This is a genomic window from Desulfotomaculum sp. OF05-3 (genome assembly GCF_003435535.1).
GTDB lineage: Bacteria > Bacillota > Clostridia > Lachnospirales > Lachnospiraceae > Pilosibacter > Pilosibacter fragilis.
In genome coordinates this window covers 416-26,240 of sequence record NZ_QWGO01000037.1, presented here as the reverse complement: position 1 = coordinate 26,240, position 25,825 = coordinate 416, and the positions used below count along the sequence as shown (strand labels likewise).

Sequence of the window (25,825 nt, the reverse complement as noted above, 5' to 3'; positions counted from 1 at the left end):
TATTTGGCGTGGGGCGAAGGATTTGACCTTTACAGATATACTCCCTGAGAAAGTACGAAAAGCAATAGAAGATTTACGGAAAGTGCTTTTTTAATTGCTTCTCCAAAATAAATGATGACAGCAGTACTTGTCAGTATCATCAGTAGAGTAATAACATCCCAACAGTTTTTCTTATATAATTCTATAACCTTTATTTCTATCAGTATCGCCAGTATCCCTGTCCCTGCCACACATATTCCGACAACCAATATCAGAAATAACCAATATACCATTCCGGCTATAAAAGGATTTGGAATTTTTGTGCTAATCTGTGCCACAGATTGCCCGGCATCAATTGTCCAACCGATAAAAGTTTGTAGGAATGACGCTGCATCATGGAAGAATGATTTACAATCGGAAAGGAACACATCGGACTGTACTGCCTGAAAAAGAGTGGTTGTCAGCGAATACCATGCAAGAAGGAACAAGGTTGTTTGGAACATTACCGTTTTTGCTTTATACTGTCCGGCAAGTCGCTCTTTTTGTGTTCCGTATTTCGCTTTTTCATTCTGATAGGCTGTCCGGTCACAGGATTCACATTTTTCATAGAGTACCGGCTTTTCTACCGGTATCTCTACGATTTTCTGATGTGTCCGGGCATAATCCCGTTGTTGTGTTAAACAGCGTATTTTATTTTGATATTCCCCGATCATGACGTTTGCGCTTCGCAGCTTCTCTTTCTCGTTCCGCAATGCTCTGTCTGCCAGCTTCAAGTCGTTCTTTAATGCTTGAATATTCCCGGCTCTGTTCTCTTTGTTTAATTTCTCGTTCAAGATCAGAGATTCGTTGAGCTGCGTCTTCAGTTCCACGATAAGCTGGTCTTTCTGTTCCAGTTCTTCTTGTATCTCCTCGGTCAGGAGCAGAAGCTCTTCCAACTGTTCGGCGTTCTTTAATTCTCTGGATTCGTTCATCTATATCACGTCCTTTCTCTATCTGCTGTTCCAGTTCAGCAATTCGGTGTTCTGTTTCAGTAATAAACTGTTTTCGCTGTTCAGCTTCTGTGCCAATTTCTGCCATTGCTGATTTTCGTTTTCCAAAAGTTCTATCTTCGTTTTCTGTTCTTCCATCTTGGAAAGCAGTTCCTCGGTATTTGGCAAAATGTTGAGCAGCCCGGATAACTCGCTGTTTAATTTTTGCAATTTCTGATTCTGTTCCTGCATAAGAGAGAGTTGGGTGTCCCGGTTCTGCATTTCCAGAATCATTTCTGCCATTAAGGTCTGCTGTTCTTCGATTTGCCCAATCATGGATTCCATTAAGGGTATAATTTCCCGGCTTTCTTCTAATGTCATTTAATCGCTCCTTCCATAATGATAATGCACCCGATACTTTCCCAAAGGTGTCCAGTATCTTTTGCAATAACGTGTTTTGTTGTTTTATGATTTGATTTTCCGCTACTTTCCACGAACCTTTTATTTCCTGCCCGGCAAGAAACTTTTGTTCAATCTTTCTTGCGTCAGCGCCTTCATGGATGGTAGGAATCTGGAGTTTTCCCTGTTTTTCATAAGAACGGTGATCGACCTGATTCTGCAAAGGCAGATGTTCATTACATACCTTTGCCCATTCACTCCGCCATAGTTCACAGTTTTTTGGATTGTTCCATCCAGTAGCATCGGTCAGCACCCGTTTCCATTGCAAGCGGTTTCTTGCACCAATCTTCTGGATTCCGTTTTCGTCTAATACAGGGATACGGATTCCATGACGGTCAGGGTTTTTCTTATCCTGCCACCAGTTCGGATGGGATTCATCAATCACGATATTTCCGTTTTTATCTCTGACAAATTCCCAATCCTTGACTTCTTTCTTTCCCCAAGAATGATCCGGGTTAAAAGGGCGCATAGTCAGAAGCAGATGGACATGAGGATTGCCATCCCCTTTGTCGTGGATACTCCAATCAGCGCACATTCCTTTATCCACAAATGTTTTTTGGATATAGTCGGCTGTATATTGAATCTGTTCTTGTCTGCTCCATTCTTTTGGAAGGGCAAATTCAAATGACCTGCCAAGTTGGGCATCCGCACTTTTTTCAATCTTCAATACCTCATTCCATAACCTCTGTTTTTGAAATGTGATTTTAAATTTTTTTATAGCAGCTTCTTTATCTTCTGACCTTTTGTATCGGACAGACTTTTGAAAGCGTTTTATATTTTCCTCTGGTACTATCTGCCATTCAGAAGGTGCGTTTTCGCACATCATCAGACTGGTGTAGACCACTTCTTTTTTAGAAGTGTAATAACTGATACTCCCGGTTTCTTCGTTTTTCATCACATCCCCATTGAGATATGCAGAAGCGGAGATAACAGATTTTCCTTTACTTCGTCCGACTATTTTGATTGTGTAATGAAAAATCGCCATGTCTGGATTCCTCCTTTCTGCACATCCGGCATAGATTTCCGGCAACATTGCTTTCAATTTTAGAAAAAGCAGCATTGCCGGAACGCCCTCTGCGTAAGAGTGCCCTGCGCATAGCAGTCTGCATGGAATGCGCCCCTCTGGCGAAGAGTGCCTCCTGCGGCATGAGCAGGTCTGGCTGAAAGCCCCGCCGACGGAACGAGCCCGGCAAGCGTGAGCGCAGACCGGTTGCCACTTGTGGCAAACTTATTGGGACGACCTCTGGTTGTCCATAAGTGCGCCCTTCATGAAAAAGCAATGAAGGGAATGAAAAACTCATCCCCTCCGCCATTACACTTCCTCCATATCGGTATTGGCTTCTTTCTGCATTGCCTTTGAGAAAAACTTCCCATTGGCTTCCTGCCTTTTCAGAAAACCAATCAGCTTTGGGATGTCTTCCTCCTCAATAGGTGCACCAAGAACGGATTCCACTGCACCGCCAATCTGACAGAGCCTATGGGTTCGTTTTTTACTTTCTTCGGCTTTCTTTCGTTTCAGAAGTTCTTTCTTCTGTGTTGCATATCTTTTCGCCTTTTCAAGGCTTTCCTGTTCCTTCTTTTCCATTTCAAGCATTCGTTCTTCATAACTTTTTGTTGATTTTGCCATGATTACATTCCCCTTTCTTTTGCAAACATAAGTTCTCGGTTGCGTATCAGAAGAAGCACATGGTATAATCTTCTTGCGTGTAGGTATATCATGGCTTCGGTCTGATAGAACCTTTGGCGGTTTCTTTGGAAGCCGCCTTTTTAATTTGCCGCAGTTCTTGTTACGGCTTTTACATTTCCTCTATCCCTCAAATCACGACCTTCATTCGCTTCCATAAACATTTCCAGAATATCGGTTTTAATCAGGACTTTGCGACCAACCTTTAATACTGGAAGTTTCTTCCATTCTACAAGCTGTCTTAAGGTATTTCTGCCGATTCCCGTATAATCAGCAGCTTCTTCGATGGATAATGCAATTTTTCTTTGCGTCATATAATCACCTCCTTATAAATTGCATTATGCAATTCTTGTGATGTAAGTATATCCTTTCCAAATCTTTTTGTCAAGCGTTACGAAATATTAAAAATAATTTTTATATTGCATATTGCAATTTCAGAAAAACAATGCTATAATTCATACATACCGAAAAAGGAGGCAGTCAGCATGAAAGATAAAGAACTACGCAAGCTGATAGGCAGCAGAATAAAACAGCGCCGTCTGGAATTGAATCTGACACAGCCTTATGTCGCAGAAAAGATGGGTGTTACCGCTTCTACAATCCTGCGTTATGAGAATGGTTCGATTGACAATACGAAAAAAATGGTGCTGGAAGGTCTTTCGGAAGCACTCCATGTATCCGTGGAATGGCTCAAAGGGGAAACAGATGAATATGAAACCGACATTACGGATAAGAGAGAATTACAGATTCGTGATGCGATGGGAGATATTCTGGAACAGTTACCGCTTGCCCTTACCAAAGAAGAAGATGCTTTTTCAAAAGATTTATTACTGCTGATGTTAAAACAATATGGTCTGTTTTTGGATTCCTTCCAGTTCGCCTGCAAAAACTTCAAGGGAAATGCTGGTCAGACGGATATTGCCAAAACAATAGGGTTTGAATCGAATGATGAATATAATGAGATTATGTTCTTAAGGGAAATCACTCCTACCATCAATGCTTTTAATGAGATGGCAGACATTGTAAGGCTCTATTCCAAGAAACAAAAAACAGCAGAACAAAGGCTTGCAAATCTTTTATCAGAAGTCTTATACGAAGATTCCGAATCGGTATAGTAAGACAACCGGAGTTATGATATACTTACACGCACGAAGCATTTCATCAGTTCCGATTGTCTAATATCGAAAGGAGACATACGATTATGGCAAAAGGATCTGTAAGAAAAAAAGGAAAGAAATGGTACTACCGCTTCTATGTAGAGGACGCAAGCGGCAATCTTGTTCAGAAAGAATGCGTTGGAACAGAAAGCAAAAGTGGAACTGAAAAGCTGCTCCGTCAGGCAATGGATGATTATGAGAAAAAGAAATTTGTTGCCAAAGCGGAAAATCTCACAGTCGGACAACTTCTGGATGTGTGGGCAGAGGAGGAATTAAAAACAGGTACGCTCAGCAATGGTACGGTGGAGAATTACCTCGGAACAATCCGAAATATTAAGAAACACCCATTGGCAGAACGGAAACTGAAAAATGTAACCTCTGAACATTTGCAATCCTTCTTCGATTTGCTTTCCTTCGGGGGAGTTCATCCCGATGGAAAAGAGAGAAAGGGGTATAGCAAAGATTACATCCATTCTTTTTCCGCAGTCATGCAGCAGTCCTTCCGTTTTGCAGTATTTCCAAAGCAGTATATTACGTTCAATCCCATGCAGTATATTAAACTGCGGTATCAGACGGACGAAGTTGATTTGTTTTCGGATGAGGACATGGACGGAAATATCCAACCAATTTCACGAGAAGATTATGAAAGACTGCTTGCGTATCTTCAAAAAAAGAACCCAGCCGCAATACTTCCAATCCAGATAGCCTATTATGCCGGACTCCGTATTGGAGAAGCCTGCGGTTTGGCATGGCAGGACGTAAATCTGGAAGAACAATGCCTTACCATAAGACGCAGCATCCGATATGATGGTTCAAAGCGCAAATATATCATCGGACCAACCAAGCGGAAAAAAGTGAGGATTGTTGATTTTGGAGATACGCTGGTAGAGATTTTCCGTAATACCCGGAAAGAGCAGTTAAAAAATCGAATGCAGTACGGAGAACTTTATCACACGAACTACTACAAAGAGGTCAAAGAGAAAAACAGAGTGTACTACGAATATTATTGCTTAGACAGAACAGAGGAAGTCCCGGCAGATTATAAAGAAATTTCTTTCGTCTGTTTAAGACCGGATGGTTGTCTGGAACTTCCAACTACTTTGGGAACTGTTTGCAGAAAGGTGGCAAAAACATTAGAGGGATTTGAAGGCTTTCATTTCCACCAGTTACGTCACACCTATACAAGCAACCTTTTAGCAAATGGAGCAGCCCCAAAAGATGTGCAGGAATTGTTAGGACACTCAGATGTCAGTACCACAATGAATGTCTATGCTCACTCCACAAGAGATGCTAAACGAAAATCGGTTAGGCTTCTTGATAAAGTGGTAGGCAATGATTAAAGAAATTCCCTTATTTCCCTTGTAATTATCTCATAAGGGCAAAAATAAGGGAAACTACATATCATTTCACTAATGGACAGGCGGGAAAGCCTATAAAATGGGGAAAGTTAGAGGAATAATTATATAAATTCCAGTTTGCATAACTGGCAACCCAACCACAATTAAATATTCACAGCTCTACTAAGCAGGAGATCCGAAAAGGTCTCCTGCTTTTTTGCACCCTAAATTAAATGTATCACAGCTAAAACTATCGAAAACAAAATAGGCAGATACCATAAAAGAAGTTTTTCTTTGGATAGTGCTTGTCTTTTTTGAATTCATCACTTGACATTGTGGCAAAGAGCTGATGAGCCAGGACGAGCTGGCAGTTATGGATGGCGGCAAGTGCATCTTGCAGTTGCGCGGTGTGCGTCCGTTTCTTTCAGACAAGTATGACATTACCAGACACCCTAATTTCAAATACATAGCTGATGCAGACAAGCGAAATACCTTTGATATTGAAGCATTTTTGTCTGCCAGACTAAAACTCAAGCCTGATGAGGTCTGCGATGTATATGAAGTAGACACGGAGGGCGTGTAATACGGTTCCGCTGAGAAAGGAGTGATCGTATCTATTTGCCGCAACTGCCTCAGTTGAGGCCATTGGCGTACAAAGCGGACAATCGCAAGAAAAATAATGAAAAAGGAGGACAGCCGGAATCATGCCCCCGGAAACCGGGCGGCAGATTGTTCCGGCTTTTGTATGCCTATGAAACATGACAAACCTATTTTTTAATCAGATTCCGGCTAACAAACTATATGGCATTTTTTGAACAGGCAATTACCGTTCTTCAGACTCTCGTTATCGCTCTGGGCGCTGGTCTTGGTATCTGGGGTGTCATCAAAAAGAACTTAATGTAACAATAAATTTAGTAAGTATTAGAGAATTCAAAAAAATTCAAGGTTTAAATTTATTCTTGTGATGCCACAGTACTGTATTTAAATGGTTCTGTGGCATTGTCACATTCATCTAAGGGAAGCAGTTTTTATGCTTCAACATAAAAATTTCTTTAAAAAGTGTAGAAAATTTATCTGAATAGTTATTTATGACTTTTGATGTGATATACCTTGACAGAAATGCCTTATTATGGTATATATTTAGATATACTAAATATTATGGAGATAGAAATTGACAGAAAGCGATGTTAAGCAAATAAAAAAAGGGATATTAAAAATTCTCATACTTAAATTATTACAACAAGAAAAAAAGTATGGATACGAACTATTAGTGGAAATGTCCCAAAAAAGTAAAGGCTTTTTTAAAGTTAAAGAAGGAACATTGTATCCGATTCTATATAAGCTAGAAGAAGATGGTTTAGTAATAAGTGAATGGGAAATTCCACATGATAAAATGAGGGTCAAAAAATATTATTCTATAACGCAGAAAGGAAAAGATGAACTCAAAGAACTAATAGTGTTTTGGAATTTACTTTCTACAAAAGTACAAGATTTTTTGTTAGAGGATAATGAGTATGAAGAATGAATTAAAACGCTACATTAAGGAAATTAATAAGGGGTTGCACCTACCTCATAAAATGAAAAAACGCATAACAACGGAATTATTGTCAGAGATTTACGGCAGGATAGATGATGGAGAGGAGCTAAATTCCGTTCTAACATCTATTGGTACTCCTCAAGAATTGGTTGAAGAATTGGAAGCAAATTATGAACATGAATATGTACAGTTTAAAAAAGGAAACATTTTAAAATTAACTATTTATTCCATAATTGCTTTTGGTATTTCTGCACTTATCATATATTCAGCAATAGTTATCATTTATCCTCAGTTTATTCTTCCCACTATAATAGGTGGAGCCAACGGAAGTACCGCTGTTTTTATCGCATACAAATGGTCTGCAAAAGAATTGATTGGTGGATTAATTATACAAATAATTATACTTATTTTTGTGTTATCACGAATTGTTCGGATATTCACGTTACTTAAAAATAAAAAGGGTGTGCCAAGGAAAAGGAGGAAGATGTTATGAAATTAAGAAGAGCAGTGAGTTTATTGATGTCCGTGTGTCTGCTGGTAGGCGCAAATTGTGTATCGAGTTTCGCAAGTGACGCTGATACTTCTGAAACGGCTACAATTCGTGTTTATGACAAAAATACAGCTGATATTCGTATGGCGAACAATGATCGGATATTGCTGGATACATGGACGGTAAGTATTTCTGCAGATGGTTCTGTAAAAGAAGTCAATGCTAAATAGGCTCGAATTGATGATCCTGTCGTTGCAACTTTTAATTACTACTATGATGGGATTAATAGCAATGATGAGCCTCAATATACTGTAACAATGGAGGCAGTGGGACAAATAAAAATCAAAAAATCAAAGTTACAGACGAAAGCAGAAGGAGTATCTACATGGGCGAGTAATACAGAAAGCCATAATTCCTATGTAGCGTCAAATTCTATTACTTATAGCTATACCAGCAACCCTCCATCTGAGCCTGCCGCGTATCGGACAGCCACTACACAAAGACCATCCAGTTTCAGGACATCAACTATCAGCTTTCCCAAAACGAAGATAAGACGGCAATCTTTGAGGGTTGGTGGATTTCCTCAATTATTTTGACAGCTCGATTCATTTCCAGCTGTCTTTTTTGAACCTTGCGGCATCGGAGGAGACCTTTGCTAACTCCATTTCAATCCCGCACAAAGGTTATTCCAGCGTCTTTCCATTCCTTAAGATGGGCGCGGACTGCTGCCTCGCAGACACCATCTTTATGAAGTGCCACTGCTGCTTTATAATTGATTCCGTCCATGATTACATGGGCATGACATTCTCCGAATATTGCTTTCGCCTTCTTTTTCTATCTGTTTTTCCAGTTATGCATTTTTTTCAAAAGAAATAAAGACAAGGGAACTGATGAACAACATATACGGGTAAAACAACCTTGGCAGAATATCAAATGCACTGACTGTCTCACCCAGGCCGGAAGCCGCTGAGATGGCAACCAGCATCTGTGCTCCATAAGGAAGAATTCCCTGAAAGATACAGGAAAATGTATCCAGAATAGATGCTGCTTTCTTATTGCTGATTCCGTAGTTTCCTGACATTTCTTTTGCAATTGGATTTGCCATAACAATTGCGACTGTATTATTCGCCGTTGCAATATCCATCAGACCTACCAACAGACCCATGCCAAGGAGTCCGCCTTTTCTCCCTTTAAACACTTTTTTTATCCAATATAGCAGAGCAGCAAATCCACCATATTCTTTGATCAGTGCACAGATAGACGCTACCAGAATGGCAACCATGCTGGTTTCAAACATGCCTGCTGCCCCGTCTCCCATATTTCCAAGCAAATCCGTCGGCACGATCATCCCTGTCGCAATCATGATGATGGAGCCACTTATGATTCCTGTAATCAGTACCAGGAACACATTTAAGCCAAGAATGCCTCCCGCCAGTACCAGTATATAAGGAATGGCCTGTATCAGATGATATTCTTCCTGCACAACTCCGCCACTGTAATTTTTCACAGACAGATTGTAAATAATCACCAGACTGACAATTGCTGCCGGAAGTGCAATGAAGAAATTTTCCTTAAATTTATCTGTCATCTTACAACCCTGTCCATTACACGCGGCAATTGTCGTATCAGAGATAAAGGACAGATTATCCCCAAACATTGCACCACCCATGACTGTCGCAATACAAAGCGGCAGGTCAAACCCCGATGCTCGCGACACGGCTATTCCAATCGGGGTAATTAAAGTAATGGTTCCTACGGAAGTCCCCATTGCAAGTGATACAAAACAACTTACTACAAAAAGCACCACAACCGCGAACTGAGGCGGTATCAGTGACAGAATAAAATATGCCACACTGTTTGCTGATGTTCTTCCAACAACACCCACAAAAATTCCAGCCAGCATAAATATAATGATCATGGTAATAATGTTCGGATCGCTGATTCCAACTCCCATTATTTTCAGTTTATCATTCAGGCTTAATTTCCGGTTTTGCAGACATGCAACAAGCAGTGCAAGCAAAAATATAATCACAACAGGAATTTTGTAAAATCCCATCTCGATATTCAGGCCATATTCAAACAGAATCCCCAGTCCCAGATATAAAACCACAAACACCGCGATAGGCAATAAGGCTTTTGCGTTTCTTTTTTCCATTTCTTAATCCCTCTCTACCCCTTTTATTTATCCCAAACTATACCATGCCATGATACCGCAAATGCCTTAAAAAATCAATGACCCTACTTCCAGTGAATCACTGCTTCCACCGAATCCGTATACTGATCATCAGTGATGGACTTGTAACGGGAGCCGTCATACCAGTCGGTGAAACCGTTGTCAATTTTGTAAATATTTCCAGTTTCAGTGTCCACGATGCGCTCGTAACCCAGGGTAGCGTCACTCTGCTTCTGGCTCATGATATCCTGGCTCCGGTTCCGGTTTTCCCAGGAAGACATGATGCTGTCGGACATCTCACTGGCTGACTGGCTGAGAGCCTGGGAGGTAGAGGCCGCCTGATTGCTCTGGGACATGGCAAAGCTCTGGAACTCCGGCGTATAATTAAGACTGCTGAGAACTTTATTCAAAGTAGGCTGCCAGTCCTGAAAGCTTCCCTTTTCTGCACTGAGGACTGTCAGATTATAGACAGAATAATATCCCATTCCCGTGCCCATGGCAAAGGGAACCACATCCGCCGTGAACATTCCTTCTCCCGTTGTGCCATTCTGTGTAAAATCCGCCCGAAGAATGGAGGGGGAAATAGCAACGCTGCTCATTCCCTGAGTACTTTCAAAGCTCTCTGTCACAGAAAAATCTGCAATGTACGGTGTCTGAATATCCGCATAGTCAGCAGTTGCATTCATTGCGTCTGCAAACTGTGGGAATATTTCAAAGACTCCCTGTGTCGATACATTCGTAAGAATGGGACATTTTCCAAACAAATCACTGGAAAGCGCCATCATCGCCCGGGAATTTTCATCTGAAAATAATGGTTCCATTTTTAGCATAAAGAAAATCTGATTTACCGGATTCTCCGGATCAAAAACATGAATTGCATGAAACATACCGGTGTACATGGCAGAAGATTTCACGCTCCAGCCTTCCGGAATATTCATACTGAATTCTGTACAGCTATAAGGCACCAGCTCCTGAGCAGACGCCAGCGGAACGACTGTCCATCTGTCTTCTACCGATGCTGCTGTGCTGGAGGCTGTTTGCTCACCCTCTTCTTCATCCGGTGCAGTCACAGCTGCTACGCTTCCTGGCCGTTCAAATACCATCTCTGTATCGGCATTTGCCAGCATCAGCACACCATCCTCCAGGAGATCCAGAGTCATGGCAGTTCCCATCTCTTCCAGATCCTCCTTGCCGACAGTCATACCGTTATAGGTCATGCTCACAAGCTCCCATGTTCCTGCCGCAGTGTCTGCGGCAGCAGTCGTTACAGTATCCACTGCGGCATCCGTTCCCACATTTGATACGCCCTGTCGGCGTTGCTGCGAAAATGCGGTTGCCACAGGAAAGGACAAGCACATTTGAAGCAGCAGGAAAACAGGGCTGTGATTGTGTGGCGTAGAGCCGCAAGCGCAGGGCTGGTTTCGTCAGCAAACAGGGCGTATATGAAAACCCCCGTCCCTCGTCCTGCGCCGAACTTGTGGACACACTACCGCAAAAATTGAAATGATCGAGAAGCCATTTTAGGGCTTTCCCGCCTTGATTACCCATCAGCAAAGGCGGGTGGTACTGTCAACGGCGGCGCAATTTTTGCGCCGTTCATCTTGACCGTTGACTGGCTCGGCTGACTTTGCTATGTTATAGCTTCAAAGCATTTTGGGGACATTCTTCCACGCATTTCATGCACAAAATACATTCTGTTGCGTTTTTCTTATTTCGGGAATTGCATGGAACTTCTACATTCATTGGACATATCTTTTCACACTTTCCGCACGAAATACATTTCTTCTTGTCGACTTTGATGCGAAAAAGCGAAAAATAACTCATCGGTTTCAAAAAAAACTGTAATTGGGCAAATATATTTGCAAAAAGCTCTGTTATCTTTACATTTGTAGGCTATAGCAATTCCAACGGCATAGTAGAGAATATTTCCAATGATGAAGCTCCGCCATATAATTTCCTCTTTGTTTGGGACTTTAAGAATAAAGAGCAGACTCACAAATACGAGAGAAGCTCCGAAAACAAAATAGCGGATCATTCTCCATTGCTTGCGTGGACTGGAAGGTTCCTTGAACGGAAGCAAATCTAAAACCATTGCTGTCCAACAAGCATAACCACACCACCCACGCCCAAATAGCAAAGGACCAAATATTTTTGCAACAACATAATGAATTGTAGCGGCTTCAAATACACCGAGGAAAAGATAATACCAGAAGCCCTCTATCTGCATATTTTCTCGACAAAGAAACCCCAGATACACAATCATATACAGACCAACAGCAAATTGTACTACATTCCGGGCATATTTTTTCTTCTTCCCATATAATACCAATCCAACAGCAATCGCAGTGCCAATATACGAGAAATTGAAAAGATAGAATATATTATCTAACGCAAACCATAATGTCACCGCAATCACTTCAAAAACGAGCCACATAACAAACGGCGGTAAATATTTTCTAATCATCATTTGATTCCTCCGCTTGTTCCATCATCTTTTTTGCAAGTGTTTGAAACTGCTTGATGGTTTCCTCGTCCATCGGAAGAAGCTGCCCAATCTGTCCGGCAATCATAGCAGTTACATCGTCTATACTGTTTTTTAACAGATTGACATTGCACTCTTGCACGCCGGTCAGGTTGGATACGCTTTTTTGTACCCTAGCTTGGCAGGCCGCACAAGTCATGCCTGTGACATTGTACTTTTCCTGCATATTGAAACCTCCTTCTCTGGAAAGTGGAATACCCATACGGGATATAGGTCTCTCCGGTTCTCAGTATAGTCCCGCAAGGAGGTTCTGTATTTCCCGTTCAGAAGAATTTTTGTCCCAAATGGAAGCGTTTCTGAAAGTCGATCCGTCATAAACGCTGCAAGGGCATCCCTTCCAACTTCATGTGATATTGTTCCAGCACATCTTTCAGCGTGATCTCTTGCATTCTTTGTTCCGCTGTTTTTTGAATGTCCAAGTAAAAATCCCGCAGCACCAGTTGGATATTTATACCCACGCCACAGGCAGGATTGGTGTGGATGTCCTGATGGAGCAGGGGCTTGTTGCCCTCCACTGCCCGATAGGCATCCAGCAGAGTGATTTTCTCCGGATCACGAGCCAGAGCGGGTCGGGGATGTCCCTTCACACTGACCAGCAGCCCTCCTTTACGCAGGGCGGACATGAGCTGGCGCACATAGGCAGGATTCGTCTGAATGCTCTCTGCCAGCTTGTTACTGGTCAGGTCGCAGTCTGGGTACAGAGCAATAAAAGCCAGAATATGAACAGCATCGCTAAGGCGGGTGGGATATTTCATGGACTGATCTCCTTTTTTCTTTGATGTTATTTTTATTATAACAGCATATTGACAGCAACGCAAGAGGATGCTAAAATGATTTGAAGTAAGAATAAAAATAACACCCACTCGAAAGGAATGGTGACAATGAACTTCTATGATGATTTGGTCATGCAGACCCAGATGAATTATTCCAGGCACTATCCTATCTATGCTTCCGGCAGTACGCCTTATCAGCTGACTGACAAAAAGCCGCTGCCGTATAGCGAACAGATCCATCGTTTGGTACAGGAGGTAAAGGAAGCTGACTGTGTGGTAGTGGGCGGGGCCTCCGGTCTGTCCGCTGCCGGTGGCGGAGATTTTTACTACGAGGACAACGACTCCTACCGGAAATACTTCCGGCCTTTTGCGGAGAAGTACCACTTCAAAGGTGCTTTTGCAGGGATGATGCATCCCTGGAAGACAAGGGAAGAGTATTGGGGGTATCTCGCCACATTCCTTCACACCACCCAGACCGCACCTGTGCGTCATCCTTATCTGAATTTAGACGCTTTGCTGAAAGGCAAGGACTTCTTCATCCTCACCACCAACCAGGATACCCAGTTTGTCAAACTCTACCCGGAGGAGAAGGTGGCAGAGATCCAGGGGGATCACCGGTTCTTCCAGTGTGCTGCCTGCTGCACCGATGACACCTGGGATGCGGTAAAGCCAGTGGCTGATATGGTGGCCGCTATGGGGGATGGCACGAAGATTCCCATCGATCTCATTCCCCGGTGCCCTCACTGCGGCGGTGAGGCATTCCCCTGGGTGCGGGGATATGGAAATTTCCTGCAAGGAAAGAAATACGAAGAACAGTACGAAAAAATTTCTCGCTATGTGCTGGAACACAAAGACAGTAAGATTCTGTTTCTGGAACTGGGCGTTGGCCGAATGACTCCCATGTTTATCCAGGAGCCTTTCTGGAACCTGACCCTCAGTTTCCCCCATGCCCGGTATATCGGCGTCAACGACAAGTATGACTTCCTGCCCAAGCAGTTGGAGGACAAGGGCATGACCATTGTGGCCGACATTGCTCAAGTGCTGCGGGATGCACGGGACACCATGGGCAGTGGAGATAACGATCAATGAAGGTTGGAAACCAAGCGGTGCTTCAGGAACTTGCCGAGCGTATTGATCAAGCAGATGCCGTTGTGATCGGAGGAGGCTCCGGCCTGTCAAGCGCAGCTGGATACGACCACTACCATTGGTCCCCGGCACTTTCGGAGGCATTGGCTCCCTTTCGGGAACAGTATGGATTTACCTCCCCACTGGCTGGATTCTACCATTGCTTTTCCAGCTATGGGGAACAGTGGGGATATTACAGTCAATATATCCGCTTCATGTGGGAGGCCCCCACGGGGCAGCCCTATCTGGACCTGCAGGCGCTTGTTGCGGACAAACCTGCTTTTGTTCTGACCACCAATGTGGATCAGCAGTTTTTTCGAGTATTTCCCCAGAAACAAATTTGCGCCTTTCAGGGAGACTTTAGCTACTGCCAATGCAGCCAGCCCTGCCGGGATGATATTTGGGAAAACCGCGAACTAGTGAAGGAACTGACTGGTTACTTGGCAGGTGTTCGCCTGCCGGAGGAGGACGTTCCCCGCTGCCCGGATTGCGGGCGGATGCTGGTGCCCTGGGTACGAGACGATACCTTCCTGGAGGGAACCTTCTGGCAGGATAGTCTGCACCGCTACCATAGATTCCTGCGACGCTGGATAATGGATCAGTCCGACAAAAAAGTCCTGCTGTTGGAACTTGGCGTGGGTGAGATGACGCCCAGTATCATCAAACTGCCCTTCTGGGAACTTACTGCCAAAAACGAAAACGTCTTTTATGCATGTCTTAATCAAGAGTCATCTCATAGGCCAGAGCATCTGCGGGGACGCAGCCTGTATCTGCAAGGAGATTTGGCGGAAACTCTAGCTGCCCTCCGGCAGGAGCGATCCATCGCAGCAACCATAAAATAGAAAGGGGCGAACGAATATGATTGATTGGAACCCTATTGCGGAAAAATTCAGAGAAGCGGACGCTATCTTGATCGGGGCCAGTAACGGACTGTCCATCACCGAAGGACTGCATTTGTTTGCGGACAATGCGGCCTTTGAAAGACTGTTTGGGGATTTTAAACGGAAATACGGCCTTGGGTGTATTTTGCAGGGCATGATGGCCGGATGGCCCAGCGAGGAGGAAAAATGGGCCTTCTGGGCCCGGCTCATCCATCATTACTGCGGGCAGTACCAGCCTACGCCGGTGATGAACGATTTGAAGGCCGTTGTGGGAGAAAAAGATTACTTTGTCGTCACATCAAACGGAGAAGGTCACTTTGAACTGTGTGGCTTCGATCCGACGAAAATCTATGAGATTGAGGGCAACTGGTTTACTATGCAGTGTGCCCGCCCCTGCCACGACACCCTCTATCCTAGTCTGGAGGTGGCCGAAAAATTATCGGCTGCCGAACAGGGCGGCCATGTGCCTACAGAATTGGTGCCGCGCTGTCCCAAGTGCGGCGGTCCCATGGACATCCACATGGGTGCGGGTCAGAGAATGATTCCGGATACCGCTGCCCAGGCACGGTTCCAAAACTTTCTGAAAATCTACCACGGGAAGAAACTGGTGGTTTTGGAGCTGGGCATTGGCTGGCGCAATCAGCTGATCAAGGCCCCGATGATGCGCCTGGTGGCCAGCGAGCCAAACGCCACTTATGTGACCCTCAATCTTGGTGAGATCTACATTACGGACAATATCAAAGAAAAGTCCTTCGGTCTGGACGGGCGACTGGATGAGCTGCTGCCTGCTCTCCGGGAGGCGTGCGAGGCATGAAGTTTGTGGGGACCGTAATCATCTATGCCTATTTGCAGGCGGTGGGAGTTATCAACTCTCATGAATCAGGTTGCTTCCTGAATCCTTTGCAGCAGTAGAAAATGCAGAAAATAAAACGCCGGGAAGTTGACTCAAATTGTCAATGCCTCCCGGCTATTATCTTGCAGATTAATATTGTTAGAATCATGGTATATATTTCATTCCCCATTGGGAAATGGCGTAAAAGACCGGCAACAGATCCCGTCCTTTCTCAGTGAGGGAGTATTCCACCCGTAGGGGCATTTCATTATATTGGATGCGCTGGATCAATTCATCTGCTTCCAGCTCCTTCAGGGCGTTGGTCAGAGCTGTGTTGGTGATGGGCTTGAGAACTTTTTTCAGTTCCCCAAACCGCATGGGACACTTGATGCATAGTTCATAGAGAATTTGGAGTTTCCATTTGCCCTGCAGCATTTGAACCACCGGCGTGACCGGGCAGTTTCCATTATCGGTTAGAATGACACTGCCAACCTTTTCTTTGAATTCTTCATAAGTCATGATTGGATCTTTCCTCGTCTTTTGCAGTATATTTTTTGATACCAGGTACAAATAATTTGCGTACTTGAACAAAAATTGCTATTAGGTATAATAAATATATCACTGGTTGGCCGAGCAGTCAACGACTGAAATTTCTTAGAAAGGTCTGAATGACATGAAAGAACTGAACATTATGGAGGCTACTGTTCTGACCTCCCCCAATCCGCTGACACTGATCTGCTCTAAAAAGGAGGACGGTTCTACGAACCTGGCTCCCATTTGCTTTGTGTCTTACCTCTCCTTCAACCCACCCATGGTGGGCTTCGCCACTGGAAAACAGTCCCACACCGGTAAGCAGGTACGAGAGACCGGAAAGGTGATTGTCACCGTTCCTGGCGAGAGTCTTGCCCAGACGGTGATGGCCTGCGGAGCGTCTACCGGTGCCAAGACCGACAAGGTGGCCGCCAACAACATCGAGATGATGGCTGTGGAGGGCAGTGACATCCAGATTCCGGTGGATACTCGTCTGGCGATGGTGGCCACCCTGCAGCAGTCGGTGGAAGTTGGCGACCATATCCTGCACATCTGTCAGGTGGACAAGTTCCTGGGCGATGAGGACAAGAAGGGGCTGTATGCCTGGAACGGCTTCGGGAAAGTTGCGCCTGCGGTAGAAGGCTAAATCTCAAAACGGAAAGGAGGCGTTAGCGGTGGCTGTTTGTATTAAAGACTGTATTCAGAACATGAATCTGGTGATCGGCTGTACTATTGGTTGCAGCTACTGCTATGCCAGAAACAATGTCCGCCGGTTTCACATGATCGATAACTTTGAAAAGCCGGAGTTTTTTCCCAATAAGCTGCGGCTGATGGAGAAAAAGCGCCCACAGAATTTTCTGCTCACCGGCATGAGCGATTTTTCCCACTGGAAGCCAGAGTGGCGGGAACAGATATTTGCCAAGATGACTGAAAATCCGCAGCACCAATATCTGTTTTTGACCAAGCGACCGGAGGATATTGTGTTTTCCACTACCTTAGAGAATGCTTGGTTTGGTGTAACTGTTACCTCCAGTAAAGAGAAAAACCGTATCCGGACTTTGCGGGAGCATATCCATGGCGGACACTATCATGTGACCTTTGAACCTATGTTTGATGATGTTGGTATGGTGGATCTTACCGGAATTGAGTGGATCGTCATTGGGTCTGAGACCGGATATAGGAAGGGCAAATCTATATCGAAACCGGAATGGGTGTGGAACCTGACACATCAGGCCCATGCGCTTGGCATCCCTGTATTCATGAAGGAAGATCTACTTCCTATCATGGGAGAAACACATATGGTACAAGAATTTCCCCCGGCTTTTTACCGGGTATTGGAGGAACAGAAGACATGGCGGAAGTGAAAGATAGCAGCATTCTGATTCAGGATGTAGAAACCAAAAATATTATGACAAAATCCAACCTGCCGGTGGGCGGCTATTCCGTCAATCCTTATGTGGGCTGTACCCATGGCTGCAAATACTGCTACGCCTCGTTTATGAAGCGATTTACCGGGCACACCGAACCGTGGGGTACATTCCTGGATGTGAAGCATTGGCCGGCAATCAAAAATCCGCAAAAGTACAAAGGGCAGCGCATAGTCATCGGTTCTGTGACCGATGGCTATCTGCCCCAGGAGGCTCAGTTTCAGAACACCCGAAAGCTTCTTGAGCAGCTTCGGGGCAGCGAGGCGGAAATTCTCATCTGTACCAAGTCAGACTTGGTAATCCGTGATATCGACCTTCTGAAAGAACTGGGAAAGGTCACGATTTCCTGGTCGATCAATACGCTGGACGAGGATTTCAAAAACGATATGGACCATGCCGTCAGCATCAAGCGGCGGCTGGATGCCATGAAGCAGGTTTATGACGCAGGTATCCGCACCGTGTGCTTTATCGCACCGGTTTTTCCCGGTATCACGGATTTTGAGGCTATCTTCCATCAGGTCAGAAACCAATGCGACCTGATATGGTTAGAAAATCTAAACCTGCGAGGCGGATTCAAAAAAGACATCATGGACTATATTTGTAAAAAATATCCTGACTTGGTTCCGCTGTACGACGCTATCTACAACAAGAGAGACAGAAGCTACTTCCGTGGTTTGGAGGATCAAGCGGAACGGCTGGCGAAAGAATACAGCTGTCCCTTCGTGGACAACGAGCTGCCCTACGGTCGGGCAGAGCCTGGGCACCCGGTCATTGTGGATTACTTTTACCATGAGGAAGTGCGTGGCTCGGAAAACACCGGGCGACGCAACCCCAAAAAATAATTTGTGAAATAAAAGGGTTCTGACATGGAGCTGTGCTTCAATGTCAGAACCTTTTTTTCAGCCCATTTGGAGGCTTCTGTCCGCTTTACTAAACCGACATGAGCATAAACGACAGCGTCCCGGTTCATAATGATTGGGACGCTGCTTATTATATCATTGTATTATGCGAACTCATTCCTCGAACAGATACAGAAGATATCCGTAACCCTCTGCTTTCATCTTTGCGTAAGGCACAAAGCGCAGGGCCGCACTGTTGATGCAGTAGCGCACGCCATTGGGGGACTCTGGATCGCCGGTGAACACATGACCAAGGTGAGAATTTCCGGAACGGCTTCTGACCTCTGTACGGCGCATGCCGTGGCTCAGGTCCTCCAGTTCCACCACGGCAGGCTCTTCAATGGGCTTTGTGAAAGCCGGCCAGCCGCAGCCGCTCTCGTATTTATCCGTGGAGGAAAAGAGCGGCTCGCCGGTGACGACATCCACATAGATGCCCTTTTCAAACTTATCCCAGAACTCGCCTGTGAAAGCGCGCTCTGTGCCGCTCTCCTGCGTAACACGGTACTGCTCCGCCGTCAGCTTGTCCCGGATGGATTCCGCCGCGGGCTTCTGATAGTCGCCCGGATCGATGCGCAGCCGGGAAAACAGCTCCATCTCCGCGCGAGGGATGTGACAGTAGCCGTTCGGGTTCTTTTCGAGGTAGTTCTGGTGGTACTCCTCGGCGGGGTAATAGTTCTTGAGTGGACCTATCTCCACGAAGAACTTTTCACTGCGTCCCCGCTCGATCTCCGCGATGCGCTCCACCGTTTCCTTCGCGCTTTCGTTGGTGTAATAGACACCGGTCTGATACTGGCTGCCCCGGTCGTTGCCCTGCCGGTTCTCCACCGTGGGGTCGATCACATAGAAGTAGGCCAGCAGCAGGGCGTCGAGACTCACCTGTCCGGGGTCATACTCCACCCGCACGGTCTCCCGGAAACCGGTGTTCCCTTTGCAGACGGTCTTGTAATCGGCATCCGCCTCGCAGGTGCCGTTGGCATAGCCGCTCTCGGCATCAATGACGCCGGGGATGGACTGCATCAGCTGTTCCATGCCCCAGAAGCAGCCGCCCGCCAGATATATGACATTTTCCGTGGTATCCATATACATGCTTCCTTCACCAGACATATCAGAGGGCTGTCCGGTCATTTCCTTCTCGTCCGTTTTCTGCGGCATATTTTTCTGCCCGGCGGCGCAGCCGCTCAGCAGCAGTACCGCGGTGAGCAGAAGCGGCAATACTCTCCGATACATGGTGTATCCTCCTTTCTGAGAAGATAAATTCGTTTGTCAGCTCATATCGGCGGCAAGAGCCTGGTCGATGAGCTTTTGCAGCGTTTCCGCCTGCTTCTTTTCCGTGATGGCGCCTACGATGGGTTCACCCACGATATTGCCGCTGCGGTCGACCACATAGGTGGTAGGATAGGCAAAGATGTTGGAGGTAAACTTTCCCGCTTCACCGTCGGAGTCAAAATACACATTCTGATAGGTGGCGCCCTTCTTGGCAAGCACATCCTTCGCCTCGGAAATTGCTGTTTCGTCGCCGTCCAGCGTGAAGGTGTTGACGCCGATGAGGGAGCCGCCCTTCTCCGCCAGTTCCTTGTTCAGCGCATCCAGCTCGGAAAGCTCGCCTACGCAGGGATTGCAGGTGGTGAACCAGAAATTCACCACGGTGACGGCGTTGGCGGAGAACAGCTCGTCGCTCTTCACCGTGTTGCCATCCAGGTCCTTGCCTTCAAAGACGGGGAACTTCTGCATGCTGCCGTCATCAGGCGGCGTGGTCATGTCGCTGCCCGCGGGCATACTCATAGCGCCATCCATGGATTTCTGCATGATCTCGGGATACTTATCTTCCAACTCGGTCAGCCTGTTTTCAATATTGCTGATCTCCGTGGCTGACTCCTTCAGCCACTCATACTCCTTGTCGGTGAACTGCTCTTTAGCAGCCTCGACGGTATCCAGCAGGAAGTCGCCGTAGTTTTTCCCGTCCTCGATCATGGCCATGCCCTTGTCAGCCTCCGTAAAGACCTTTTCCCACAGCTCGGAATTTTCCGACAGGATCGCGTTCTCCTGCTCCAGCAGCTCCTTGTGCAGGGCGAGCGCCTCATCGGCGTTTTTCGGCTCGCCAGTCATGGCGGAGCCGTTGCCGCTCATGTCGCCCATCTTGTCATTGTTCTTCATGCCGCAGGCCGCCAGGGCCAGCACCATCAGCACGGCAAAAGCCAGTGCAAAAATTCTCTTCCTGTTCATTTTGATTCCTCCATTGTTGTTTTCTTTGTTGTTTCTTTCCCGTTGCCGAAGCCGTAGCGGAAGCACACGGCGTTCGTTGGACAGGCGCGGATGCACATTCCGCAGCGGATGCACTCGGTATGGTTGGGCGTTTTCGTCACATCCACATCCATCTTGCAGGCTCTGGCGCATTTCCCGCAGGAAACGCACTTATTCTTATCCACCTTCATCTGGAAGAGGGACACCCGGTTGAACAGCGCGTAGAACGCGCCCAGCGGGCAGAGCCACTTGCAGAACGGTCGGTAGAACAGTACGCTCAGCGCAATCACCGACAGCAGGATGCTGAATTTCCATGTAAACAGCTTGCCCAGCGCTGCCCGGATGCCGGAATTGGCAAGGGACAGCGGGATGGCTCCCTCCAGCACGCCTTGGGGGCAGAGGTATTTGCAGAAGAACGGGTCACCCATGCCAACATCGTTCACAAGGAACGCCGGTAGCAGGAAAACCATCACCAGCAGGACAGCGTATTTCAGGTATGTCAGCGGCTTCAGCCTCTTTGTAGAAAGCTTCTTAGTGGGGATTTTGTGCAGCAGCTCCTGAAACCAGCCGAAGGGGCATAGAAAGCCGCAGATAAAGCGCCCCAGCAGCACGCCCAGCAGAATGAGAAAGCCTGTGATATAGTAGGAGAAGCTGAACCTGGAAGACCCCACCACCGCCTGAAACGCCCCAATGGGGCAGGCCCCGGACGCCGCCGGACAGGAGTAGCAGTTCAGCCCCGGCACGCAGACGGTCTTCCCCGCCCCCTGATACAGTCCGCCCTTGAGAAAGTTCGGCAGGTGCAGGTTGGTCAGCAGCGTCGCCCCCGCCTGAATCCAGCCCCGGAAGCGGGACATGGTCTGTGAAACGCCTGAAAACTTTTTACCCAATTCCCACACACTCCAGACATAATTTGATTGCTTTGCTCAGCACTGTCGCCGCCTCGTCCCGCCAGACACCGAAGCACAGCATGGCGGCTCCGGCCATCAGCAGCACGATCTGCGCCGCTGCCTTTTTCCTACAGCTCATTTTTCATCACCCTTTCCGATTTTCTGCCCCCATCATAGCGCAGGAGAGTTAAAGTCTATGTTAAGAACGAAAACTTAACGCAAACCTTATCTGTTTTTGCTATAATGAAAGCAACACAAAAATGAAGAAATAAAAAGGAGGGCTCTTATGCACCTTTTAGTAATTGAAGATGAACGCGCCCTGTGCGAGACCATCGTTCGCAGCCTGCGGCGGCTGGCCTACAGCGTGGACTACTGCTATGACGGCGAAAAGGCGCTGGCGCTTCTGGGCGTGGAACGATACGATCTGGTGCTTCTTGATCTGAATCTGCCGAAAAAGGACGGCATGACGGTGCTGCGCACCCTGCGGCAGACCGACCGGGAGACGCGGGTGCTGATCCTCTCCGCCCGCAGCGAAGTGGAGGACAAGGTGCAGGGGCTGGATGCCGGGGCGAACGACTATCTCGCAAAGCCCTTTCACCTCGCCGAGCTGGAGGCCCGCATCCGCAGCCTGACATTGCGGCAGTTCACCCAGCAGGATGTGCTGCTAAGCTGCGGAGGCCTGACCTTTGACACCCGCTCCCGTACCGCCGCCGTCAACGGGCAGATGCTGACGCTCGCCCGGAAGGAAACGGGAATCCTGGAATACCTGATGGTGCATCAAGGAAGGCCAGTAAGTCAGGAGGAGCTGATGGATCACGTTTGGGACAACAGCGTGGACAGCTTCAGCAATTCCATTCGCGTCCACATCTCCGCCCTGCGCAAAAAGCTCCGCGCCGTGCTGGGCTATGACCCCATCCGCAACCGCATCGGCGAGGGCTATCTGATGGGAGGCGAGGAAGCATGAAGCGTCTTTCTTTGCAGTGGCGCATCACGCTGATGACCGTCCTGCTCATCGGCATCACCTGCGTGGCCATGAATTTGCTGCTGTGCACCTCCGGTGTGTACTATATGGACACCATTGCGGACAGCTTACAAGGCGGCGGCACGGTGATCCTGAATGATGGCGGAGCGGCGAGCTTTGACCCGCAGCTCATAGCGCCCAACGAGGAGTTGACCATCGTCGTTGATGGGGTGCAGGGGCGCTTCCGCACCACCAACTGGTACATCACGGCGGCGGTAACGCTGCTCAGCGGCATCCTCGCCTATTTCGTCAGCGGACGCGCTCTCAAGCCCCTGCGCAGCTTTACCTCGCAGGTGGAGCAGGTGCAGCTGAACAATCTTGCTGATATGAGGATCGATGAAGACGCTATTTCGGAGTTCCGGCAGCTGAGCCGCTCGTTCAACCAGATGCTGGAGCGGCTGAACAACGCCTTTTCCGCCCAGCGGCAGTTCACCGGAAACGCCGCTCACGAGCTGCGCACGCCACTGGCACTAATGCAGGCGCAGTTGGAGCTGTTTTCCGCGGAGCATCCTGATGTGCGACCGGAGACGGCGGAGTTCCTCACGCTTTTGCGTGAGCAGACGGAACGGCTGATACAGTTGACCAGGACACTGCTGGAGATGAGCAATCTGCGGCAGGTGGAGCGGAACGAGCGGATCCAGCTCGCTCCCATGATCGAGGAGATCTTCACAGATCTTGCGCCGCTCTCAGATAAGCTCGGCGTCACGCTGACGGCGGAGGGCGACGGCATTATGACCGGCAGCGATGCACTGATTTACCGGCTGATCTTCAACCTGACGGAGAATGCTGTCAAGTACAACCGGCCGGGCGGCTCGGTACGGGTTTCTGTCACTCAGGAGTTGGAAAAGCTCCTGCTCTGCGTCTCCGACACCGGCTGCGGCATCCCGGAGGTGTATCAGCGCAGTATCTTCCAGCCCTTCTTCCGGGTGGACAAGTCTCGCAGCCGGGAATACGGTGGCGCAGGACTGGGGCTCTCACTGGTATGGGAGATCGCCGACCTCCACGGCGGCTCCGTTTGGGTGGAGAAAAGTTCGGAGAAGGGCACTACCATTGCGGTGGAGTTGCCAACGCAACAATCAACGAAGCCCTAAAACCCTTTTATTCGTTTTTCGCCGCTTCGCTTGCCGCCCTGCGGCGTTCCTCTCCGTATGGGGCGGTCAGCCTGTTTTTGAGGTCGGTGTTGTGATATAATGCGTTTTTTCCGGCTCTACACAGGAATCAGCGAGCTTCGTCCCTCGTGACCGTTTTTTCTCTGAGCGGATGGAAGAATCGCCACAGATTATTACGCTGAATTACATGAAGAGGCACTCCAGCTGCCGGAGGATGCTGGTGACGAGGACGAAGAAGTGGATGTCAACGAGGACTACGAAGCAGAATCGGACGATGAACCTGTCTGATTAAGGCAGTGTTGACTTGTGGGGCGGCTGAGAAGCCGTCCCTTTTACATAGCTAAATGGTTTGTGAATGAACTATTTTGAGCTATGAAGCTATGGAATCTGTAGGTGATATCTGGTAAAATAGGAGGTAAGAACAGCGAGGCAAATCGGAATTTGTGGAGAGATTTCCTGAACTTTCCTTATTTTACAGGCTTTCCAGCCCCTTAGATAGTGAAATGATATGTATTTTCCCTTATTTTTGCCCTTGTGAGGAATCCGCAAGGGAAATAAGGGAAATTTTATGCCAAAGTATGCAAGAGAAGTTGCCAGTGGCAAGTTCTCTGTATTTAAGCATTGCTCGCTACTTTATCAAGAAGTCTTGCGGAATCCCGTTTTGCTTTTCTTGTTGAGTGAGCGTAAATATTCATTGTGGTACTTACGTCAGAATGTCCTAACAGTTCCTGTACATCTTTCGGAGCCGCCCCATTCGAGAGCAGGTTGCTGGTGTAGGTGTGCCGTAACTGGTGAAAGTGAAAATCTTCAAATCCTTCCAGCTTCTTTGACACTGACCTGCATACAATGCCGAGTGTACTCGGCAGTTCCAGACTACCATCCGGTCTGAGGCAGACAAAGGATATTTCTTTATAATCTGCCGGGACTTCCTGCGTTCCGTCAAGGTGATAGTATTCATAATACACCCTGTTTTTTACATGCACCTCTTTGTAGTAGTTGCGGTGGTAAAGTTCCCCGTACTGCATCCGGCTTTTCAGTTGTTCCCGTCTTGCTGCTTTCAATATTTCAGTCAGTGTATCTCCAAAATCAACAATCCTTACTTTCTTTCGCTTGGTTGTTCCAATCACATTTTTATGCTTCGTTCCGTCATAACGGATACTGCGTTTTATGGTCAGGCATTGTTCTTCAAAGTTGATGTCCTGCCATGTAAGACCACAGGTTTCCCCGATACGAAGTCCTGCATAATATGCGATCTGAATCGGCAGAATCGCAGGTGGATTTTTCTTTTCCAGATACTTGATAAGCCGCTCGTAATCCTCATGTGAAATCGGCTGTGTACCTTCTTCTACCTCATCATCAGAAAAGAGGTCAACTTCCTCTGCCTGTCGTTTCAGCTTGATATATTGCATTGGATTGAAACTGATTAACTGTTTTGGAAATACTGCAAAACGGAATGACTGCTGTAACACTGCGGAAAAAGAATGGATATAATCTTTGCTATATCCTTTTCGCACTTTTCCATCCGGAAACTCGCCACCGAATGTAAGCAGGTCGAGAAAACTCTGTAAATGTTCAGCGGTAACTGTTTTTAACTTTCGGTCTGCAATCGGGTGTTTTTTGATACATCGGATTGCACCAAGATAATTTTCCACTGTGCCATTGCTGAGTGTTCCGGCTTTCAGTTCTTCTTCCGCCCACATATCCAGAAGTTCTCCTACCGTAAGGCTTTCTGCCCTTGCGACAAACTTCTTATTTTCATAATCTTCCAGTGCT

The 25,825-nt window shown here is 47.0% G+C and carries 28 protein-coding genes and 7 pseudogenes; 17 read left to right on the top strand and 18 right to left on the bottom strand.

Features of this window, described 5'->3' with window-relative positions; all coding sequences use genetic code 11:
- Nucleotides 1-29: 29 nt before the first annotated feature.
- The 5 genes and pseudogenes from DXA87_RS15150 to DXA87_RS15130 form a co-directional block, all read right to left on the bottom strand.
- Nucleotides 30-692, bottom strand: coding sequence for a DUF6040 family protein (locus tag DXA87_RS15150; protein WP_117505196.1), 663 nt, complete (start codon nucleotides 690-692; stop codon nucleotides 30-32).
- On the bottom strand, nucleotides 670-2,391 hold the full coding sequence (locus tag DXA87_RS15145; protein ID WP_026076987.1) for a MobA/MobL family protein: 1,722 nt from the start codon (nucleotides 2,389-2,391) through the stop codon (nucleotides 670-672). The genes DXA87_RS15150 and DXA87_RS15145 overlap by 23 nt, the downstream gene beginning before the upstream one ends.
- Nucleotides 2,361-2,719, bottom strand: a pseudogene (locus tag DXA87_RS18765) (hypothetical protein). Before DXA87_RS18765 ends, DXA87_RS15145 begins: the two are co-directional and overlap by 31 nt.
- On the bottom strand, nucleotides 2,719-3,033 hold the full coding sequence (locus tag DXA87_RS15135; RefSeq protein WP_072522126.1) for a relaxasome subunit MobC: 315 nt from the start codon (nucleotides 3,031-3,033) through the stop codon (nucleotides 2,719-2,721). The pseudogene DXA87_RS18765 and the gene DXA87_RS15135 overlap by 1 nt, the downstream one beginning before the upstream one ends.
- Nucleotides 3,034-3,173: 140 nt before the next feature.
- Nucleotides 3,174-3,404, bottom strand: coding sequence for a helix-turn-helix domain-containing protein (locus DXA87_RS15130; protein WP_004843519.1), 231 nt, complete (start codon nucleotides 3,402-3,404; stop codon nucleotides 3,174-3,176).
- Nucleotides 3,405-3,575: 171 nt separating this feature from the next.
- Between DXA87_RS15130 and DXA87_RS15125 the strand changes: the two genes are divergently transcribed.
- The 8 genes and pseudogenes from DXA87_RS15125 to DXA87_RS15090 form a co-directional block, all read left to right on the top strand.
- A complete protein-coding gene (locus tag DXA87_RS15125) occupies nucleotides 3,576-4,205 on the top strand; it encodes a helix-turn-helix transcriptional regulator (protein WP_008369918.1) in 630 nt (209 codons plus the stop codon).
- Between the two features lie 86 nt (nucleotides 4,206-4,291).
- Complete coding sequence (locus DXA87_RS15120) at nucleotides 4,292-5,587, top strand: tyrosine-type recombinase/integrase (protein ID WP_008369919.1); 1,296 nt, start codon at nucleotides 4,292-4,294, stop codon at nucleotides 5,585-5,587.
- A 334-nt stretch (nucleotides 5,588-5,921) separates the two neighbouring features.
- A pseudogene (locus tag DXA87_RS15115) lies at nucleotides 5,922-6,167 on the top strand (type IV secretory system conjugative DNA transfer family protein); the annotation flags it as partial.
- Between the two features lie 218 nt (nucleotides 6,168-6,385).
- A pseudogene (locus DXA87_RS15110) lies at nucleotides 6,386-6,469 on the top strand (Maff2 family mobile element protein); the annotation flags it as partial.
- A gap of 286 nt (nucleotides 6,470-6,755) precedes the next feature.
- Nucleotides 6,756-7,109 (top strand): PadR family transcriptional regulator, encoded by a 354-nt coding sequence (locus tag DXA87_RS15105; RefSeq protein WP_117470988.1) that lies wholly within the window; start codon nucleotides 6,756-6,758, stop codon nucleotides 7,107-7,109.
- Nucleotides 7,099-7,614 carry a hypothetical protein gene (locus DXA87_RS15100; RefSeq protein ID WP_117470987.1) on the top strand — a complete coding sequence of 172 codons (516 nt, stop codon included), beginning with the start codon at nucleotides 7,099-7,101 and terminating at the stop codon, nucleotides 7,612-7,614. Before DXA87_RS15105 ends, DXA87_RS15100 begins: the two co-directional genes overlap by 11 nt.
- Nucleotides 7,611-7,841, top strand: coding sequence for a hypothetical protein (locus DXA87_RS15095; RefSeq protein ID WP_117470986.1), 231 nt, complete (start codon nucleotides 7,611-7,613; stop codon nucleotides 7,839-7,841). The genes DXA87_RS15100 and DXA87_RS15095 overlap by 4 nt, the downstream gene beginning before the upstream one ends.
- 242 nt (nucleotides 7,842-8,083) lie before the next feature.
- A pseudogene (locus DXA87_RS15090) lies at nucleotides 8,084-8,295 on the top strand (hypothetical protein); the annotation flags it as partial.
- Nucleotides 8,296-8,461: 166 nt separating this feature from the next.
- On the opposite strand, the gene DXA87_RS15085 reads toward DXA87_RS15090, so the two are convergent.
- The 7 genes and pseudogenes from DXA87_RS15085 to DXA87_RS15060 all read right to left on the bottom strand — a co-directional run bounded on the left by DXA87_RS15085 (nucleotide 8,462) and on the right by DXA87_RS15060 (nucleotide 13,081).
- Nucleotides 8,462-9,766, bottom strand: coding sequence for a Na+/H+ antiporter NhaC family protein (locus tag DXA87_RS15085; protein ID WP_021903933.1), 1,305 nt, complete (start codon nucleotides 9,764-9,766; stop codon nucleotides 8,462-8,464).
- An 83-nt stretch (nucleotides 9,767-9,849) separates the two neighbouring features.
- Nucleotides 9,850-11,061, bottom strand: a complete 1,212-nt coding sequence (locus tag DXA87_RS15080; protein ID WP_158553086.1) for a hypothetical protein — start codon at nucleotides 11,059-11,061, stop codon at nucleotides 9,850-9,852.
- A gap of 358 nt (nucleotides 11,062-11,419) precedes the next feature.
- Nucleotides 11,420-11,608, bottom strand: a complete 189-nt coding sequence (locus DXA87_RS18760) for a 4Fe-4S binding protein (protein WP_348982244.1) — start codon at nucleotides 11,606-11,608, stop codon at nucleotides 11,420-11,422.
- On the bottom strand, nucleotides 11,541-12,251 hold the full coding sequence (locus DXA87_RS15070) for a 4Fe-4S binding protein (protein ID WP_348982243.1): 711 nt from the start codon (nucleotides 12,249-12,251) through the stop codon (nucleotides 11,541-11,543). Before DXA87_RS15070 ends, DXA87_RS18760 begins: the two co-directional genes overlap by 68 nt.
- Nucleotides 12,241-12,375 (bottom strand): annotated as a pseudogene (locus tag DXA87_RS18525) (XRE family transcriptional regulator); the annotation flags it as partial. The gene DXA87_RS15070 and the pseudogene DXA87_RS18525, both read right to left, overlap by 11 nt.
- 9 nt (nucleotides 12,376-12,384) lie before the next feature.
- Nucleotides 12,385-12,492, bottom strand: a pseudogene (locus DXA87_RS18655) (heavy metal-associated domain-containing protein); the annotation flags it as partial.
- Nucleotides 12,493-12,637: 145 nt separating this feature from the next.
- Complete coding sequence (locus DXA87_RS15060; RefSeq protein ID WP_117505192.1) at nucleotides 12,638-13,081, bottom strand: Rrf2 family transcriptional regulator; 444 nt, start codon at nucleotides 13,079-13,081, stop codon at nucleotides 12,638-12,640.
- A 126-nt stretch (nucleotides 13,082-13,207) separates the two neighbouring features.
- Between DXA87_RS15060 and DXA87_RS15055 the strand changes: the two genes are divergently transcribed.
- The 4 genes and pseudogenes from DXA87_RS15055 to DXA87_RS15040 all read left to right on the top strand — a co-directional run.
- Nucleotides 13,208-14,188, top strand: a complete 981-nt coding sequence (locus DXA87_RS15055) for an NAD-dependent protein deacetylase (RefSeq protein ID WP_199537942.1) — start codon at nucleotides 13,208-13,210, stop codon at nucleotides 14,186-14,188.
- Nucleotides 14,185-15,066 carry an NAD-dependent protein deacetylase, SIR2 family gene (locus tag DXA87_RS15050; protein ID WP_117505189.1) on the top strand — a complete coding sequence of 294 codons (882 nt, stop codon included), beginning with the start codon at nucleotides 14,185-14,187 and terminating at the stop codon, nucleotides 15,064-15,066. Before DXA87_RS15055 ends, DXA87_RS15050 begins: the two co-directional genes overlap by 4 nt.
- Nucleotides 15,067-15,082: 16 nt before the next feature.
- The gene (locus DXA87_RS15045) at nucleotides 15,083-15,919 is read left to right on the top strand and encodes an NAD-dependent protein deacetylase, SIR2 family (RefSeq protein ID WP_117505187.1); all 837 of its coding nucleotides are present in this window, start codon (nucleotides 15,083-15,085) and stop codon (nucleotides 15,917-15,919) included.
- A pseudogene (locus DXA87_RS15040) lies at nucleotides 15,910-16,017 on the top strand (DNA-3-methyladenine glycosylase I); the annotation flags it as partial. The gene DXA87_RS15045 and the pseudogene DXA87_RS15040, both read left to right, overlap by 10 nt.
- A gap of 85 nt (nucleotides 16,018-16,102) precedes the next feature.
- Here the strand turns inward: DXA87_RS15040 and DXA87_RS15035 are convergent.
- Entirely contained in the window at nucleotides 16,103-16,456 is a 354-nt protein-coding gene (locus DXA87_RS15035) for a helix-turn-helix domain-containing protein (RefSeq protein WP_117505185.1), read from the bottom strand.
- 154 nt (nucleotides 16,457-16,610) lie between these two features.
- Between DXA87_RS15035 and DXA87_RS15030 the strand changes: the two genes are divergently transcribed.
- The 3 genes from DXA87_RS15030 to DXA87_RS15020 are packed head-to-tail and all read left to right on the top strand — an operon-like array spanning nucleotide 16,611 to nucleotide 18,737.
- A complete protein-coding gene (locus DXA87_RS15030) occupies nucleotides 16,611-17,114 on the top strand; it encodes a flavin reductase family protein (protein WP_117484735.1) in 504 nt (167 codons plus the stop codon).
- 28 nt (nucleotides 17,115-17,142) lie between these two features.
- Nucleotides 17,143-17,832 carry a radical SAM mobile pair protein A gene (locus DXA87_RS15025; RefSeq protein ID WP_117505183.1) on the top strand — a complete coding sequence of 230 codons (690 nt, stop codon included), beginning with the start codon at nucleotides 17,143-17,145 and terminating at the stop codon, nucleotides 17,830-17,832.
- A complete protein-coding gene (locus tag DXA87_RS15020) occupies nucleotides 17,820-18,737 on the top strand; it encodes a radical SAM mobile pair protein B (RefSeq protein ID WP_117505181.1) in 918 nt (305 codons plus the stop codon). The genes DXA87_RS15025 and DXA87_RS15020 overlap by 13 nt, the downstream gene beginning before the upstream one ends.
- A 171-nt stretch (nucleotides 18,738-18,908) precedes the next feature.
- Here DXA87_RS15020 and msrB read toward each other — a convergent pair whose 3' ends face one another.
- The 4 genes from msrB to DXA87_RS18205 are packed head-to-tail and all read right to left on the bottom strand — an operon-like array spanning nucleotide 18,909 to nucleotide 22,061.
- A complete protein-coding gene (gene msrB, locus DXA87_RS15015) occupies nucleotides 18,909-20,021 on the bottom strand; it encodes a peptide-methionine (R)-S-oxide reductase MsrB (RefSeq protein ID WP_117505179.1) in 1,113 nt (370 codons plus the stop codon).
- Between the two features lie 36 nt (nucleotides 20,022-20,057).
- On the bottom strand, nucleotides 20,058-21,017 hold the full coding sequence (locus DXA87_RS15010; RefSeq protein ID WP_117505177.1) for a TlpA disulfide reductase family protein: 960 nt from the start codon (nucleotides 21,015-21,017) through the stop codon (nucleotides 20,058-20,060).
- Entirely contained in the window at nucleotides 21,014-21,889 is an 876-nt protein-coding gene (locus DXA87_RS15005) for a 4Fe-4S binding protein (RefSeq protein ID WP_182428215.1), read from the bottom strand. Before DXA87_RS15005 ends, DXA87_RS15010 begins: the two co-directional genes overlap by 4 nt.
- Before the next feature lie 25 nt (nucleotides 21,890-21,914).
- Nucleotides 21,915-22,061: a CD1871A family CXXC motif-containing protein gene (locus tag DXA87_RS18205; RefSeq protein WP_199537941.1), complete on the bottom strand. Its 147-nt coding sequence runs from the start codon at nucleotides 22,059-22,061 to the stop codon at nucleotides 21,915-21,917.
- Nucleotides 22,062-22,208: 147 nt separating this feature from the next.
- Here DXA87_RS18205 and DXA87_RS15000 point away from each other — a divergent pair, with 147 nt between their 5' ends.
- On the top strand, nucleotides 22,209-22,886 hold the full coding sequence (locus DXA87_RS15000) for a response regulator transcription factor (RefSeq protein WP_117505173.1): 678 nt from the start codon (nucleotides 22,209-22,211) through the stop codon (nucleotides 22,884-22,886).
- Nucleotides 22,883-24,034: a HAMP domain-containing sensor histidine kinase gene (locus DXA87_RS14995; protein WP_117505171.1), complete on the top strand. Its 1,152-nt coding sequence runs from the start codon at nucleotides 22,883-22,885 to the stop codon at nucleotides 24,032-24,034. The genes DXA87_RS15000 and DXA87_RS14995 overlap by 4 nt, the downstream gene beginning before the upstream one ends.
- A 632-nt stretch (nucleotides 24,035-24,666) precedes the next feature.
- Here DXA87_RS14995 and DXA87_RS14985 read toward each other — a convergent pair.
- Nucleotides 24,667-25,825: tyrosine-type recombinase/integrase (locus DXA87_RS14985; protein WP_242998115.1), on the bottom strand; the 1,159-nt coding region annotated here is incomplete at its 5' end.